The organism is Ciceribacter lividus, assembly GCF_003337715.1.
Taxonomy (GTDB): Bacteria; Pseudomonadota; Alphaproteobacteria; order Rhizobiales; family Rhizobiaceae; genus Allorhizobium; species Allorhizobium lividum.
Map to the genome: position 1 here is coordinate 43776 of NZ_QPIX01000012.1, position 16874 is coordinate 60649.

A 16874-nucleotide genomic window follows, 5' to 3' on the forward strand; every position below is an offset into this window, starting at 1 on the left:
GAAGGACCCCAATGACCCTCGCCAATCTTGGTCTCTCGGCCGAAGTCAGCGCCATCCTCACCCGCCTCGGTGTCCCGCAGGCAAAGCTCTCCGGCGGCACGCTTGCCGTCCGTTCCCCGGTCAACGGCGAAGAACTGGCGAAGCTCGCCGAGATCAGCTCGGCCGATGCGGACAAGGCGATCAGCGCCGCGCACGAGGCATTCCTGGAATGGCGGCTGGTTCCCGCACCGAAGCGCGGCGAACTCATCCGCCTGCTCGGCGAGGAACTGCGCGCAGCCAAGGCCGACCTCGGTCGCCTGGTTTCGATCGAAGTCGGCAAGATCCTCTCCGAAGGCCTCGGCGAGGTTCAGGAAATGATCGACATCTGCGACTTCGCGGTCGGCCTCTCCCGCCAGCTCTACGGCCTGACGATCGCCACCGAGCGCGCCGACCACCGCATGATGGAGACGTGGCACCCTCTCGGCGTCACCGGCATCATCTCCGCCTTCAATTTCCCCGTTGCTGTCTGGTCGTGGAACGCGGCGCTTGCCCTCGTCTGCGGCAACTCGACCGTCTGGAAGCCGTCTGAAAAGACCCCGCTCACCGCACTCGCGACCCAGGCGATCTTCGAAAAGGCGCTCGCCCGCTACGTCGCCGAAGGCGGCAAAGCACCGGCCAACCTGTCCACCCTGCTGATCGGCGGCCGCGAGGTCGGTGAGGTGCTGGTCGACCACCCGCGCATTCCGCTCGTATCGGCAACCGGCTCGACGGCCATGGGTCGCGCCGTCGGACCGCGCCTCGCCACCCGCTTCGCCCGCTCGATCCTCGAACTCGGCGGCAACAATGCCGCGATCGTCTGCCCGACGGCCGATCTCGACCTGACGCTGCGCGGCGTCGCCTTCGCTGCGATGGGTACGGCCGGCCAGCGCTGCACGACGCTCCGTCGTCTCTTCGTGCACGAGAGCGTCTACGACAAGCTGGTGCCGCGGCTGATCCAGGCCTATGGTTCGGTCACCATCGGCAGCCCGCTCCAGTCGTCTACGCTCGTCGGTCCGCTGATCGACGGCGGCTCCTATGAGCGGATGCAGAAGGCGCTTGTCGAGGCCAAGGCTGCCGGTGGCAAGGTTTCCGGCGGCGACCGCGTGCTGCAGAACGAGGCGGCCGACGCCTTCTACGTCCGGCCTGCCGTCGTCGAGATGCCGGGCCAGACGGGACCGGTGAAGGAAGAGACCTTCGCCCCGATCCTCTATGTCATGAAGTACAGCGACTTCGACGAGGCGCTCGCACTCAACAACGACGTGCCGCAGGGCCTCTCCTCGTCCATCTTCACCAACAACATGCAGGAAGCGGAGACCTTCGTCTCGGCCCGTGGTTCCGACTGCGGCATCGCCAACGTCAACATCGGCCCGTCGGGCGCCGAGATCGGCGGCGCGTTCGGCGGCGAGAAAGAGACCGGCGGCGGCCGCGAATCCGGCTCGGACGCCTGGAAAGCCTATATGCGTCGCGCCACCAATACCGTGAACTACGGCAAGACGCTTCCGCTGGCACAGGGCGTGAAGTTCGACGTCGGCTGAACCGGCGTCTCAAGCAAAAATAAAGCCGCCGGCGCGTGCCGGCGGCTTATACATTGCGAGGCCGGTGCATTTGTTATGATGCACCGGCCTCGTTTGTCATTGGGTGATTGCAACACCGCGATGACGATGCGCAAAGCGGTTGGCCCTAGGCGGCCTGAACTTACGTTCGTAAGAAAGCATAACCCTTTGCGCATTTCGAGGCTTTGTCGAACCGTTGAGAGAGCTTCGCGCTTTCTTTTTGATCGACGGGCGGGCAGCCATCCGCCGATCGTCGCAGGCGCGCCATCTCATATGGCCATCGGCGTCGGAATCGGACAAGGTGAGATTGCCGCCGAGACGCAGGGAGAGTGAATGGATATCCACGACCAGTCCCCGACGATCGATTTTCTCACACGGGGTGAAAGTTACGGCCTTTCCGGTCCCGTCAAGATCATCGAAACCCATATCTCGATCGTCTTCCTGATCGACGGGCTCGCCTTCAAGCTCAAGCGCGCGGTGAAACTCCCGTATGTAGACTTCTCCACGCCCGAACTTCGGCTCGCCTTCTGCCACCGCGAGGTGGAACTCAACCGCCGCGCCACGCCCGAACTCTATCTCGGCGTCCGGCGGATCACGCGGGAGGCCGACGGAACCATCGCTTTCGACGGACAGGGCGAGATGATCGACGCGGTGGTCGAGATGCGGCGTTTCGCCCAGCATTCGCTGTTCGAACGCATGGCCGCAGAGGGCAAGCTCACGACCGCCATGATGGAGGAGACGGCGGAGATCGTCGCAGCCTTCCACGCAAAGGCGCCAGTGGTCCATGAAACCAGCGGCTCGGCAAACATGGCCGCAGTACTCGACATCAACGAGGCGGGCTTCGCGACCAGCCATGTCTTCGCGGAGGAGGACGTCCGGGCCCTTGCCGCAGCGTTCCGGCAAGCCTGGATGGCTGTCGCCCCACAGATGGATCAGCGAGAGGTGGCCGGGAAGGTAAGACACTGCCACGGTGATCTCCACCTGCGAAACATCTTCATGGGCGACGACGGGCCGCGCATGTTCGACTGCATCGATTTCAACGATCGGATCGCAACCGTCGACGTGCTCTACGATCTCGCCTTCCTGCTGATGGACCTGTGGCATCGCGGCTTCCATGTCTTCGCCAACGTCGTCATGAACCGCTATTTCGATTTGACCGGCGAAGACGCAGGCTTCCGGCTTCTGCCGTTCTTCATGGCTGTGCGGGCCGCTGTCCGCGCCCATGTCACCGGCACGCAGATCGAAGAGGATGCCGATCCGGACGACGCGCTGACCCGGTTCGCCAGGGGCTATTTCGATTTCGCGCGAGAGCTCCTGCACCCCGGTTCACCGCGGCTCGTCGTCATCGGCGGGCTGAGCGGATCGGGAAAGTCGACGCTCGCCGACGCCCTGGCTCCGCGGCTCGGCAGCGCGCCGGGCGCGCGGATTCTGGAAAGCGACCGGCTGCGCAAGGCGATGTTCGGACTGCGGCCGAATGAGCGGTTGCCGCTCGATGCCTATCGGCCCGAGGTTTCTGCCAGGGTCTACAATGCGCTCCGCGAAAAGGCGGCCGTCATTCTGGCCGGTGGCGGCCGTGTGATCGTCGATGCTGTCTACGACACCGAAGAGCAGCGCGATGCGATCGAAGCAGTGGCGACGAGGCTTGGAGTTCCCTTCGCCGGGGTCTGGCTCGATGCGGCCCCCGAGGTTCTGAAAGAACGGATCAAGGCACGTCCACAGGGAACCTCGGATGCGACCATCGACGTCCTCGAGCGGCAGATGGCGAGAGATCCGGGGACGATCGGCTGGAACCGGCTGGTCAGCAGCACCACGCTGGAGGACCTTCTCCAAACGGTCGAGAGACTTGCCGCGGCTTGCGTGGAGTCATCCGGTCGGCACTGATGCGACCCTCTACTGCGCGATATTCCCACCGGTGCCGCACTTCCTGTGGAACGCGAGCGCCCGCTCCAGGCGCCCGTCGTAGCCGAATTCGTCCATCATGTCGGCCGCTTCCAGCATCTCCGCCGTGGTCGCCGGATGGTTCTCGGTACTGTCGGGTCGCATCGCGTGGACGAGGCCCGCCCAATCGATGGATGGAAAATCCTCCGCGAGGCTTTGGTATACCGCCTTCTCGACACCGGCGTGGCGTGCGATGGCAAGGCAGTCGTCGAGCAGAGCTTCGAGCCCCTCGACCAGAAGATTGCGGCAAAGGGCTGCCGCCGAAACGCGTCCGATATCGGCAGAGAATGGCGTGATGCTCATGCCGAGAGGATTGAGGCGGGTTGCAAGAACCATCGCATGAGCGCCTCCCGAGAGAATAGGGACGTGCAGTCCACGCTCAGCGACCGGCGCCATGATCGCGCCTTCGACGTAAAGGCCGCCGGCACACTCGATATGCGATGCCGCCCGCTGCTTCGTCTTCGGCGAGGCGGAGTTGAGATCAAAGAAATACTGCCCCGCCATGATGCAATCCGCGGCCGCCATCGCGGCCTCCTCGCACTCATCGGCAGTCACTGCAGAAATGACGACATCAGCGCCGCATGCACTCATAGAGGGGCAATCGACTGCCTGAACACCCATGGCACAGGCGTGATCCCAGAGCCAACCACCCTTGCCCAGGAACTGGGTGTCGAAAGCGGCAACCGACACATGGTTCCACTTCAACAATTCGGTGGCGAACGCCTGCCCCACGTCCCCGAAGCCCACCAATGCGATTTTCATTATATCCCCCTCGAACCGGAGAGGGCGATGGTGAGGTCGTCCGCTCGGCATGCGCCCCACTGCTTCCAGGAAGGCAAGTCTATGTTCTTTCTTGGTCGGCACGGCCGACGGAGAACCGCGCACTCGACGCACTGTGCCCTGCAGCCGGAGGCCGATCAGTACCCTTGCGGGTTCCTGACAAGCATTCTCGCACCGAGGTAGCGGACATGAAGTACGCCGATCGCCCCGGATCTCCGCCTCGCGAGCCCGCCGTCAGCCGCAAAGAGGCGATCCGGCATCCGTCCCCAAGATGTCGATCCGCGTAAGATCCCAACCCTTGCGCCAGACTAGGCATCGACTAAGCGCAAAACCACCGTACAATTCAAGGGGTATTGTGACGCCGAAGCCGACATAACTCCAGAAAGTGCCCACAAAAGTACGATTCTTTGCCAGTCGAAGTCGCACGCGGCGATTGTTGACGCTGATCTGTCGGGCTTGCACGTTGATTTTTGTCAAAGAGACCGGTGCATGTAGCGCCTATGGTCGAGCCGTACTGATCATGTTCCGCCACATCCTCATCTGTTCGGGAGGCTATCCATGTCTGCAGTCACTCAATCCACCGCATGGTTCGAAACACTTGGCCGCCACGACGTATCACGGGTCGGCGGCAAGAATGCCTCGCTCGGCGAGATGGTGCAGACACTCTCCTCGAAGGGCATCAACGTCCCGCCAGGCTTCGCCACGACGGCCGATGCATACTGGAATTATGTCGAGGCCAACAAGCTGGAGGACCGCATGACCGGTCTCTTGGCCGACTGGGAAGCCGGCAAGTCGACGCTTGCCGAGACGGGTCAGGCGATCCGAGCGATCTTCCTTCGCGGAGACTGGCCGACGGACACCGAAAAGGCGATCATCGAGGCCTACCGCGAACTTTCGAGGCGCGCAGGCGTGAGCGAAGCAGAAGTCGCCGTCCGCTCGAGCGCGACCGCGGAGGACCTGCCGGACGCCAGTTTTGCCGGACAGCAGGAGACCTTCCTCAACATCAAGGGTGAAAAGGCTCTGATCGACGCCTGCCGTCGTTGCTACGCTTCCCTCTTCACCGATCGCGCGATCAGCTACCGCAAGGCCAAGGGCTTCGACCACATGAAGGTCGCGCTCTCGATCGGCGTACAACAGATGGTGCGGTCCGACCTTGGCGGGTCGGGGGTCATGTTCTCGATCGATACCGAAACCGGCTTCGACAAGGTGGTCCTGATCAACGCCGCCTGGGGGCTCGGCGAGAACGTCGTCCAGGGCACCGTCGATCCAGACGAGTACCAGGTCTTCAAGCCTCTGCTCGGCAAGCCGTCGCTTACCCCGATCATCGAGAAGAAGCGCGGCGCCAAGGACATCAAGATGATCTACGGGACAGGCGACGCTCCGACGCGCAATGTCCCGACCTCGAAGGCCGAGCGCGCGGCCTATGTCCTGAGCGATCCGGAAATCCTGACCCTTGCCGAATGGGCCACCACCATCGAGGCACATTACGGGTGCCCGATGGACATGGAATGGGCACGCGACGGCAGGACCGGTGCCATGTACATCGTTCAGGCCCGGCCCGAAACGGTCCAGGCAAGGCGCGGCGCCGGTGTCTTCAAGACCTATGAAATCAAGAACAAGGGGAAGGTGCTTGCGAGAGGACTCTCGATCGGTGATGCGGTGGCGACCGGTCAGGTGTGCCTGATCGAAACGGCCAAGGATATCGGCAAGTTCGTCGACGGCTCCATTCTCGTCACCCAGACGACGGACCCGGACTGGGTCCCGATCATGAAGCGGGCCGCCGCGATCGTCACCGATCACGGCGGGCGCACCTCCCACGCGGCGATCGTCAGCCGCGAACTCGGCCTGCCGGCTGTCGTCGGCACCGGCAACGCGACCGAACTCCTACACACCGGACAGGAGGTGACGATCTCCTGCGCCGAAGGCGACGAAGGCTTCATCTACGAGGGGATCGCCGACGTGACCGTCAACGACCTCGACGTCAGCGATCTTCCCTCGACGGCGACCCACGTGATGCTGAACCTCGCCAATCCCGGCTCTGCGTTCCGCTGGTGGCGCATGCCGTCCGACGGCATCGGCCTCGCCCGCATGGAGTTCGTCGTCAGCAACGCCATCCGCGTTCATCCGATGGCGCTCGTGCATTTCGACCGGCTGAAGGACGAAGCCGCAAAGAACGAGATTGCGGCCCTGACGCTCGGCTACGACCATAAGCCGGACTATTTCGTCGACAAGCTCTCCCGAGGGCTGGCGCGGCTGGCGGCGGCGGTTTTCCCGAAGCCGGTGATCGTCCGCATGAGCGACTTCAAGACCAACGAATATGCCGGCCTCGTCGGCGGCGCCGAGTTCGAGCCGGACGAAGAGAACCCGATGATCGGCTTCCGCGGCGCCTCCCGCTACTACTCGCCCCGTTACCGCGAAGGGTTTGCGCTCGAATGCCAGGCGATACGGCGCCTACGCGACGAGATGGGATTCACGAACGTTGTCGTGATGATCCCCTTCTGCCGCTCCGTGGGCGAGGCCGACAAGGTTCTCGGCGTCATGGCGGAGAACGGCCTGAAGCGAGGCGAAAACGGCCTTCAGGTCTATGTCATGTGCGAAATCCCGTCGAACGTGATCCTCGCCGCCAAGTTCGCCGACCGCTTCGACGGTTTCTCGATCGGCTCGAACGATCTGACGCAGCTCACGCTCGGCGTCGACCGCGATTCCGGTGAACTCGCCGACCTCTTCGACGAACAGGACGAGGCGGTGAAGTGGATGATCGAGAAGGTGATCACCGAGGCACGCAAGGCAGGCGCCAAGATCGGCCTGTGCGGGCAGGCCCCCAGCGACCATCCCGAGTTCGCCGAATTCCTCGTCGAGTGCGGCATCAATTCGATGTCGGTAAGCCCTGACAGCTTCATCGCCGTGAAGCGCAAGGTTGCAGAAACGGAGGCGCGGGCAAGTCGAAAGTAACCGAGGAGAGCTCATCGAGGTGAGAATTTTCCGGCGCTCGGAAATTTATTTCACTTGATCCTTATCAAAGTAAGTTCGAAAATTAGCTATAGCTTTGACAGCGTTCACCCGTTTTCCGCAAGCGGGACCGGGTGAACGAAGCAACGTCGAAATACAGGCAGATTTTCAACAGGCGGTTCCGGAGTCACTCCGGCAATCGATGAAAGCTCCGGGAGGTCACCATGCTTTCGGTAAGATCGCTTATGGCGGCGGCAGCCGTTACCGCATTGATGTTGCCGGCATCTTCTTATGCCGGCGGGACTGTGGAAGTGCTTCACTGGTGGACGTCGGGAGGCGAGGCGAAAGCTGTCGGCACCCTGAAGGAAGCCTTCGAAAAGAAGGGCGGTACCTGGATCGACTCTCCGATCGCCGGCGGCGGCGGTGATGCCGCGATGACGGCGCTGCGAGCCAGGGTCATGGCGGGTAACCCGCCGGCCGCGGTGCAGCTGAAAGGTCCCGGCATTCAGGAATGGGCCGACCAGGGCAGCCTGAACGACGTCGAGGATGTCGCCAAGGCCGAGAACTGGGATTCGGTCCTCCCGCCCACCCTCGCGTCGATCATGAAGTACAAGGACAAATACGTCGCCGCGCCGGTCAACATCCATCGCGTCGACTGGATGTGGGTCAACCCGACGGTGCTGGCGAAGGTCGGCGCGGAAGTTCCGACCACCTGGGACGAATTCAATGCTGTCGCCGACAAGTTGAAGGCCGCCGGCATCACCCCGCTCGCCCACGGCGGCCAGCCGTGGCAGGACGCGACGGTGTTCGAGACGATCGTACTCAGCCAGGGGGCGGACTTCTACCGCAAGGCGCTCGTCGAGCTGGACCAGGACGCACTTACCGGCGAGACGATGGTCAAGGTCTTCGACCAGCTTCGCAAGCTGCGCGGCTACGTCGACCCGGGCTTCTCCGGACGGGACTGGAACCTTGCCACCGCCATGGTCATGAATGGCGAGGCGGCGTTCCAGATCATGGGCGACTGGGCGAAAGGCGAGTTCCTCGCCGCTGGCAAGGTGCCGGGCAAGGACTTCCTCTGCGCTCCGACGCCGGGCAACGGCTATATCTTCAATGCCGACAGCTTCGCCTTCTTCAAGGTTTCCGGCCAGGACCAGATCGAGGGACAGAAGGTGCTGGCAAGCCTGATCATGTCGCCCGAATTCCAGGAGACCTTCAACCTTGCCAAGGGTTCGATCCCGGCACGCACCGACGTCAGCCTCGACAAGTTCGACTCCTGCGCACTGAAATCGCATGAGGATCTGACGGCATCCGTCAAGAACAACGCCTTCGTGCCCTCGATGGCGCATGAGATGGCGATCCCGCGGACAGTTCGCGGCGAGTTCCTCGACGTCGTGACGAACTTCTTCAACTCCGACATGAGCTCGGCCGACGCCGCCAAGGCGCTGGGCGAAGCGGTCAAGCGGGCGCAATAGCCCCACACAGCGACCGAGCCGGGCTCCCCACGGCGCCCGGCTCATGAAAGACCGTTCCGGCAGGCGGCACGTGCGTGGGACCACGGGGGAAGGGAGGAGCGTAGACCATGGCAAGTTCGAAGACCGGGCGGGTCGTGTTCGACCGCTTCCTTGAGCGATGGCTACCGCAAATCGTCGTCTCGCCACTGTTCGCGACGAGCCTGCTCTTCGTCTACGGCTTCATCGCCTGGACCGTCTACATCTCCTTCACCAAGTCCGGCGTAATGCCGAACTACACCTTCTCCGGGCTCTCGCAGTACATCCGGCTGTGGACCACACCGCGCTGGCTTGTGGCGCTGGAGAACCTCTTCATCTTCACCAGCCTGTTCATCGTCGGCTGCATGGTCATCGGGCTGCTGCTCGCCATCCTGCTCGACCAGCGCATTCGTTCTGAAGGCCTGATCCGCACAATCTATCTCTATCCGATGGCGCTCTCCTTCATCGTGACTGGTACCGCCTGGAAGTGGATCCTGAACCCTACGCTCGGCATCGAGAAGATCGTGCAGAACCTCGGCTTCGAGAACTTCAACTTCGACTGGCTGGTCGATCCGAAGATGGCGATCTACACCGTCGTCATCGCCGGCGTCTGGCAGTCCTCGGGCTACGTCATGGCGCTCTTCCTCGCCGGACTGCGTTCGGTCGATGACGAGATCATCAAAGCCGCGGCGATCGACGGCGCCGGACCGGTGCGTATCTATGCCACCATCATCCTGCCGATCGTCCGACCTGTATTCTTCTCCGCCTTCGTGATCCTGTCGCATCTGGCGATCAAGAGTTTCGACCTCGTCATGGCGCTCACGGGCGGCGGACCCGGCTACGCCACCGACGTGCCGGCGACCTTCATGTACTCCTTCGCCTTCCAGAGGAGCGAACTCGGCACCGCCGCCGCAAGCGCCGTCATGATGCTGGTCACGATCACGGCGATCTATGTGCCCTACCTCTATTCTGAACTGAGGAGGCCCGCGAAATGAGCCGCCAGGAGTCCGGCATCGTCCGTCCCAAGGGCCTGCGGCAGGCCATGTTGCGCGGCCTTCTTTTCGCGGCGCTCATCCTCTTCTGTCTCTACTACCTGATGCCGCTGGTGGTGATGGTTTCGACCTCGCTCAAGTCGTTGGACGAGATTCGCACCTCCTCGCTCGTCAGCCTTCCGCGGGCCGTCAACTTCGACGCCTGGGCGAAGGCGTGGTCATCGGCCTGCGTCGGCGTGCGCTGCACCGGGCTCGAACCCTATTTCATGAACTCCGTGCTGATGGTCGTGCCGTCGGTGATCATCTCGACGATGCTCGGCGCGCTCAACGGCTATGCGCTGACCAAGTGGCGTTTCCGCGGAGCGGATATCATCTTCGCACTGATGCTCTTCGGCTCCTTCATTCCCTTCCAGGTGGTGCTGCTGCCGATGGCCCGCATGCTCGGCTATTTCGGACTGGCGGGCAGCGTCTACGGCTTGATCCTCGTCCATACCGTCTACGGGCTTGCCTTCACCACGCTCTTCTTCCGCAACTTCTTCGTCGGCGTATCCGACGGCATCGTGAACGCCGCCAAGATCGACGGCGCGGGCTTCTTCACGATTTTCTTCAGCGTCCTTCTGCCGATGTCGCTTCCGACCATCGTGGTGACCGTCATCTGGCAGTTCACCCAGATCTGGAACGATTTCCTGTTCGGGATCGCCTTCACCGTCGGCGACAGCAATCCGGTGACGGTCGCCCTCAACAACATCGTGGCGACCAGCACCGGCGTGAAGGAATACAACGTCGACATGGCAGCCGCGATCATCGCGGCCCTGCCGACCCTTCTCGTCTACATTGTCGCCGGAAAATACTTCGTCCGCGGGCTGTCCGCCGGCGCCGTGAAAGGTTGATGCGATGGCTCGGGTGGAACTGCGCAACGTCTGGAAGAAGTTCGGCTCGGTCGAAGTCATCAAGGGCGTGGACATCGACATTGAGGACGGAGAGTTCGTCGTCCTCGTCGGTCCGTCCGGTTGCGGCAAGTCCACTCTGCTCAATCTGGTGGCCGGCCTCGAAACCCTGACCAGCGGCGACATCCGCATCGGCGAGGACGTCGTCAACGACATTCCTCCGAAGGACCGAAACATCGCGATGGTGTTCCAATCCTACGCGCTTTATCCGACCAAATCCGTGCGCGAGAACATCACCTTCGGCATGCAGACCCGCGGCATCGAACGCAGCGTGCAGGAGGAGGCTCTCGGCGACGTGTCGCAACTGCTACACATCGACCAGCTCCTCGACCGCAAGCCCGGACAGCTTTCCGGCGGGCAGCGCCAGCGTGTCGCTATGGGGCGGGCACTGGTGCGCAATCCGGACGTCTTCCTCTTCGACGAACCGCTTTCCAATCTCGATGCCAAGCTCCGCGTCGAGATGCGCACTGAAGTCAAGAAGCTTCACCTGAGGTTGGGCAAGACGATCATCTACGTCACCCACGACCAGATCGAGGCGATGACGCTCGCGTCCCGCATCGCTGTGATGGACAATGGTCACATCCGCCAGTTCGGCACGCCCGAGGAAATCTACGAGAACCCCGTCGACCTCTTCGTCGCAGGCTTCATGGGTTCACCATCGATGAATATCGTGCGCGGTCGGGTGGCCAGGAACGGCGGCACCGTGATCGAAGTGAGCGACGAGGAAGGAACCGTCCAGTTTCCGCTCTCGCCGGCTCAGGCGGAAAAGGTTGCGGACCGGCTCGGTGACGAGGTCTATCTCGGCATGCGTCCGGAAACGATTGCCCACAGGGGCGCTCACGGCGCTGCCGATGGAGAGACGTTCGTCTTCGAGCGCAAGGTCGACGTCGTGGAGCCGACCGGACCGGATACCATGCTCGTCTTTACGCTGGGCGGCATGGAAGCGATTGCAAGGGTGCGGCCGGAGGAGAAGGTGAAGCCGGGCGAATTCTTCTCCTTCGAAGTCAACATGGCGAAGGCGAAGCTGTTCGACGCAAGGAGCGGCAACCGCCTCTAGAGCACGGTCAGCGCCGTGCCTTGGCCTTCGCTGCATGGGCGGCGTAAAGGTCCAGCACGTCCTGTCTGCGACAGAGCTCTGTTCCCTGCGTCATCACTGCGGCGGCGCCTGCGGCAAGCCCGAAACGAAATGCTTCGCCGATATCGTGCCCCTCTGCCAGTGACCAGGTCATCGCAGCCACAAAACTGTCGCCGGCCCCGACCGCCGACTGAACAGGCACCTTGATCGCTGGAAACCGCACGACGTCATCGGCAGTCGCCAGCAGGGCTCCGTCCTTGCCCATCGTGAGCGCGACATATTGTGCCGCGCCGCTCTCGACGATTTCACGCGCGGCCTCGCCGGCCGTGCTGTGGTCGAGCCGGCGCCCCACCAGACCTTCGAGCTCCCCGACGCTCGGCTTCACCAGAAAGACCCGCGACCTCGACAAGGTTACCTTCAACGCGTCGCCGGAAGTGTCCAGGATGAACCGCGCTCCCTTGCGCGCCGCGATGTCGGCCATGCGCGAGTAGATGTCCGTTTCGACGCCGCGCGGCAAACTGCCGCTCGCGATGAAATACTCCGCATCGCTCTTTTCGATGAAATCGAAAAGGGGCTTCACCTCTTCCTCGCTGACGATCGGCCCCTCCGGCACGAAACGGTATTCAAGCCCAGTCGACGCCTCGTGCACCATGTAGGCAATGCGCACCGGATCCTTGATGTGGACCGGGAAGTGCCGCACACGGATGCGTTTCAACATGTTCTCGAGCAGTTCGCCCGTCGCCCCGCCGGAAAGATAGACGAGGTCGCATTCACCGCCGAGCTCGGCGATCACACGGGCAACGTTGATGCCACCGCCGCCCGGAAACTGTTGCTGGTTATGGGTTCTCGTCTTGTGCGTGTGGCGTATCTGCTCCGCTTCGCTCGCGATATCGATGGCCGGATTGAGTGCGATCGAAAGTATCTTTGCCATGCCTGTTGCTAGCGCCTCAATATACCAATTCCGGGGATGGAGAACTTTTCCGCCGCTGCGAAGGAAGCTCGAGGCCGGCTCGCGGGGCGGATCGTTGCGACCCGGATCCGCAAGGCCTGCCCGGCCACCCTGTGCTTCTTAGCATGCTTCGTTGTCCAACAGGTAAACGCAAATAACGTCAGCGGTGAGGACGTCCGTGCAACCGTTCGATCACCGGTGTCACTGTTCCGTCGCGGACGTGGAAATCGAGGATGGCGGCTGAGACTTCCTCGCGCTCGGGGATGCCGAGCGCGTCCGGGACGCTCTCGGCGGTGTCCGCCTCCATGCTGGCGAGTGCCACGTTGTCGGCGGCGTCCATGGCAACGAAGGCGTCGTCTTCGACAATCAGTATGAGGCCTTGCGTCCTGCCCATCTGCGGGCTCCATTGGTGCCAGAACGCAACGCGCCTCTCCTTGTTCAGTATTTTCTCATTTACAAATTGAATATGATAAACAAAACTTTGCTTCAGATTGGCACGGCGTTGTGTGGCCCGGCATGTCAAAGCACTACCGCAGCCCGGCAAAAGAACGTCGGGGAACTTCCGCCAGTCAATAGCGTTCCCCGACCAGGGCACAGCAGCGGAGAAGAGCGATGCAAGTTATCGGAATTCAGGTCCATGAAGAAATGGGCGGCAAGGGTGGTTATACCGTCGAGTTCGTCGGCGATGGGGGGGAGGTCATTTCGGTCTTGATGCGCCAGTCCGAAAGCGGCCAACTGAATCGGCTGAACGCCATGGAGAAAGCCAAAGTTCTGCTCCTGCAGGTCGGAGGAATGGCCGGCGGGGAAGAAGGGGGTGCGACGGCAGGCGAAAGCGCCGAAAAGTGGACGCCGAGTGCCCGCACCAGAGGCGACGCCGCCGTTCTGGAGGAAGAACTGCAGGAGGGACTTGAGGATACGTTCCCGGCAAGCGACCCGGTATCGGCTTCCTATTCATCGACGCCGGGCGCGACCCACGCCACCAAGAACTGATGGTCGATGCCTGGCACCCGACCACAATCCGCCGGTCGTTCATTCCGCAGCAAGCGGCAGCTGCTCCTTTCCGATGGTGTGAGGCGTCTCTTCGGGCTTACTGCCCTTCTTCTTCGGTTCGCGCCCGAAGAATAGGGCATAGCCCGCGGGAAGCGCAAAGACCGTCAACAGCGTCGCCACGAGGATGCCGCCCATCATCGCATAGGCGAGCGGTCCCCAGAAAACGCCGCGCGAAATGGGAATGAGCGCAAGCACCGCGGTCATCGCCGTCAGCACGATCGGCCGGAAGCGCCGCACGGCCGCGCCGACGATCGCTTCCTGCCGCGAGAAGCCGGCGGCAATGTCCTGATCGATCTGGTCGATAAGGATGATCGAATTGCGGATGATGATGCCGAGAAGCGCGATCACTCCGAGAATGGCGACGAAGCCGAAGGGCGCCCCGGTGATCAGCAGCGCGGCAGCCGCGCCGATAATGCCGAGGGGACCGGTCGCCAGCACCAGCAGCGCCTTGCCGAAATGCTGCAATTGCACCATCAGGAGAACCAGCGTGACCAGCAGCATGATCGGCACCTTGGCGGCGATAGACGCCTGGCTCTCGGCCGATTCCTCCGCACCGCCCTGGATCTCGATCGCATAGCCCGCCGGCAGGCTGTCGCGTAGGTCCTTCATCCGTTCGAAGATCGCGGTGCCGACCTCGCTGCCTTCCGCACCGTCCGGGATCGTACCGCGCACGGTGATCGCCGGAAGACGATTGCGGCGCCATTCTATGCCCTGTTCCAGCACCGGCTCGAGGCGGGCAATCTGGGAAACCGGAACGAAGCCGCCGTAGTCGGTCGGGACGTAGACGGACTGGACGGCAGAGAGCAGGCTCCGGGAGGTATCCGGCTCACGAGCCACGATCGAGACCGTCTCCTCGCCATCGCGGAAGGTGTCGAGCGGAACGCCGGAAACCGCAGCCTGGATCATCTGCCTGACACGCTGCGAGGTGACGCCGAGGGCCCGCGCCCTGTCCTGGTCGATGACGAGTTTCATCGTCGTCACCGGCTCCAGCCAGTCGTCGTGAATGGTTCCGATCAGGGGATCGTTCGCAAAATAGTCCTTCACCTTGTCCGCAATGGCGCGGACTTCGCCACGCTCCGGTCCGACGACACGGATCTGCACCGGCCAGCCGACCGGCGGGCCGAGAAAGAGTCGATCGACCTTCGATCGAACGGATGGGAAATCCTCCGCCAGTATTCCGCGCAGCTTGCCGATCATCCGCTCCCGGGCGTCCTCGTCCTTCGCCATCACCAGCAGCTGTGCAAAGTTGGGATTGGTGAGCTGTTGATCGAGCGGCAGAAAGAAACGCGGGATGCCTTCGCCGATATAGGTGGCGACGAAGGTCTTGTCCGGATCGTCGAGAACACGTTCCTCAAGCGCTTTTGCCTGCCGCTCGACCTCGAGCACGCTGGTCCCCTCGGGCAGCCACATGTCCACGAGGATTTCCGGACGAGAAGACCTCGGGAAGAAGCTCTGGGTGATGAAGGTGAACGAGAAGAGGCTCGCCACGAAGGCCGCAAGTGTCAGCGTCAAGACGATGATGCGATGCCGGACTGCCCAGCCGACCGCCACCTGCAGCCGACGATAGAACGGTGTATCGAAGACATCGTGATGTCCCTGGCCCGCATGTGCCCTCTGCTTGAGGATCATGTGGCCGAGCCACGGCGTGAAATAGACGGCGACGAACCACGACGTGACGAGCGCAATTCCGACCACATAGAAGAGCGACCGGACATACTCGCCCGCGGTCGACGCCGCAAAACCCACGGGAATGAAGCCGGCCGTCGTAATCAACGTGCCGGTCAGCATCGGAAAGGCGGTCGACGAATAGGCGAACGTGGCGGCGTCGAGTTTCTCCAGCCCCTCCTCGAGCTTCCGCTCCATCAGTTCCACGACGATCATGGCATCGTCGACGAGCAACCCGAGCGCGATGATCAGGGCGCCGAGCGATATGCGCTGCAGCTCGATCCCGAGCTGGTACATGATGGCCAGCGTGGCGGCGAGCACCAACGGTATGGTGATTGCGATGACCATGCCCGATCGCCAGCCGATCGACAGAAGCGAGACGACCAGCACGATGACCAGCGCTTCCATCAAAGCCCTGGAAAACTCACCGACAGCCTCATGCACCACCTCCGGCTGATTGGAAATCTGGTCGACGGAGACGCCGACCGGCATCGATGCGGTGAAACGCTCATAAGTCGCCTCGATTGCCTTGCCGACATCCGTCACCTTGAAGCCCGGCGCCATAACGACACCGATCTGTACGCTGTCGCGTCCGTTGAAACGGAACTTCCGCGTATAGGGTTCGGCAAGCCCGGACGAGACGTAAGCAATGTCGCCGAGACGTATGACCTGGCCGCCCGCCTTGATCCGCAGCTCGCGCACGTCGTCTTCCGAGCGCACGTCCCCTTCGACGGAAACGCGCACGGATCGTGAGGCGGTCTCGATCGAGCCCGCCGAGTCGACATTGTTCTGCCCGGCAAGCGCGGCCTGCAGATCAGCGAGTGTCAGCCCGCGCTCTGCAAGCACCTTGGAGGAGACGTCGATGTGGATCTGCCTCGGCTGATCACCGAGGATCACCGCCTTCTCGACTCCGGGGGTAGCAAGCAGCATGTCGCGTGCACGAATGGCGAAATCCTTGAGTTCCGGGAAGCTGTAGCCATCGCCGGAGAGAGCATGCATGGTGACAAAGGTGTCGCCGAATTCGTCGTTGAAATAGGGGCCCATCAGGCCGTCGGGCAGTTCCTGCTCGATGTCGCCGACCTTCTTGCGAACCTGGTAGAAGGCATCCATGACCTCCGCTGCATCGGTGTCGCCCTTGATGTTGACGGTCGTGATCGCCATCCCGGCGCGCGTATAGGAGCGGATGTAGTCGAGATGCGGCGTCTCCTGCAGCTTCCGTTCGATCTTGTTGACGACCTGGTCCTGCATTTCCTCGATACTGGCGCCAGGCCAGACAGTCTGGACGACCATGACCCGAAACGTGAAGTCGGGGTCTTCTTTCTGCCCCATGTTGGCGATCGCGAGCGCACCCGCCACGATGATCAGCGCAAAGAGGAAACGCGCGAGACTGCCGTGAGCGATCGCCCAGCGCGACAGATTGAACGGCGTCTTTTCTTGGTCGGACGTGCTCATAGGGAAGCCCTTTGCTGGA

Annotated in this window: 12 protein-coding genes; 8 read left to right on the plus strand and 4 right to left on the minus strand. The window is 62.5% G+C overall.

Annotated features, from left to right (window positions below):
* The first annotated feature begins 11 nt into the window (after positions 1 to 11).
* Both amaB and DFR48_RS18700 read left to right on the plus strand, forming a co-directional pair.
* Positions 12 to 1553 carry an L-piperidine-6-carboxylate dehydrogenase gene (gene amaB / locus DFR48_RS18695; RefSeq protein WP_114364739.1) on the plus strand — a complete coding sequence of 514 codons (1542 nt, stop codon included), beginning with the start codon at positions 12 to 14 and terminating at the stop codon, positions 1551 to 1553.
* 351 nt (positions 1554 to 1904) lie between these two features.
* Positions 1905 to 3452: a bifunctional aminoglycoside phosphotransferase/ATP-binding protein gene (locus DFR48_RS18700; protein WP_114364740.1), complete on the plus strand. Its 1548-nt coding sequence runs from the start codon at positions 1905 to 1907 to the stop codon at positions 3450 to 3452.
* Between the two features lie 9 nt (positions 3453 to 3461).
* Here the strand turns inward: DFR48_RS18700 and DFR48_RS18705 are convergent, their stop codons facing one another.
* On the minus strand, positions 3462 to 4271 hold the full coding sequence (locus DFR48_RS18705) for an NAD(P)-dependent oxidoreductase (protein ID WP_170141931.1): 810 nt from the start codon (positions 4269 to 4271) through the stop codon (positions 3462 to 3464).
* 576 nt (positions 4272 to 4847) lie between these two features.
* Here DFR48_RS18705 and ppsA point away from each other — a divergent pair.
* From ppsA to DFR48_RS18730, 5 genes are all read left to right on the plus strand, one after another.
* A complete protein-coding gene (gene ppsA / locus DFR48_RS18710; RefSeq protein WP_114364742.1) occupies positions 4848 to 7241 on the plus strand; it encodes a phosphoenolpyruvate synthase in 2394 nt (797 codons plus the stop codon).
* A gap of 221 nt (positions 7242 to 7462) precedes the next feature.
* The gene (locus DFR48_RS18715; protein WP_114364743.1) at positions 7463 to 8710 is read left to right on the plus strand and encodes an ABC transporter substrate-binding protein; all 1248 of its coding nucleotides are present in this window, start codon (positions 7463 to 7465) and stop codon (positions 8708 to 8710) included.
* Positions 8711 to 8817: 107 nt separating this feature from the next.
* The gene (locus DFR48_RS18720) at positions 8818 to 9720 is read left to right on the plus strand and encodes a carbohydrate ABC transporter permease (protein WP_114364744.1); all 903 of its coding nucleotides are present in this window, start codon (positions 8818 to 8820) and stop codon (positions 9718 to 9720) included.
* A complete protein-coding gene (locus tag DFR48_RS18725) occupies positions 9717 to 10607 on the plus strand; it encodes a carbohydrate ABC transporter permease (protein WP_114364745.1) in 891 nt (296 codons plus the stop codon). Before DFR48_RS18720 ends, DFR48_RS18725 begins: the two co-directional genes overlap by 4 nt.
* 4 nt (positions 10608 to 10611) lie before the next feature.
* Positions 10612 to 11721, plus strand: coding sequence for an ABC transporter ATP-binding protein (locus DFR48_RS18730; RefSeq protein ID WP_114364746.1), 1110 nt, complete (start codon positions 10612 to 10614; stop codon positions 11719 to 11721).
* Positions 11722 to 11728: 7 nt separating this feature from the next.
* On the opposite strand, the gene DFR48_RS18735 is transcribed toward DFR48_RS18730, so the two are convergent.
* The gene (locus DFR48_RS18735) at positions 11729 to 12670 is read right to left on the minus strand and encodes a 1-phosphofructokinase family hexose kinase (protein WP_114364747.1); all 942 of its coding nucleotides are present in this window, start codon (positions 12668 to 12670) and stop codon (positions 11729 to 11731) included.
* A gap of 178 nt (positions 12671 to 12848) precedes the next feature.
* Positions 12849 to 13082 (minus strand): response regulator, encoded by a 234-nt coding sequence (locus tag DFR48_RS18740; RefSeq protein ID WP_114364748.1) that lies wholly within the window; start codon positions 13080 to 13082, stop codon positions 12849 to 12851.
* 218 nt (positions 13083 to 13300) lie between these two features.
* Between DFR48_RS18740 and DFR48_RS18745 the strand changes: the two genes are divergently transcribed.
* Positions 13301 to 13678 carry a hypothetical protein gene (locus tag DFR48_RS18745; protein ID WP_114364749.1) on the plus strand — a complete coding sequence of 126 codons (378 nt, stop codon included), beginning with the start codon at positions 13301 to 13303 and terminating at the stop codon, positions 13676 to 13678.
* A gap of 39 nt (positions 13679 to 13717) precedes the next feature.
* Here the strand turns inward: DFR48_RS18745 and DFR48_RS18750 are convergent, their stop codons facing one another.
* On the minus strand, positions 13718 to 16855 hold the full coding sequence (locus DFR48_RS18750) for an efflux RND transporter permease subunit (RefSeq protein ID WP_114364750.1): 3138 nt from the start codon (positions 16853 to 16855) through the stop codon (positions 13718 to 13720).
* Positions 16856 to 16874 lie beyond the last annotated feature (19 nt).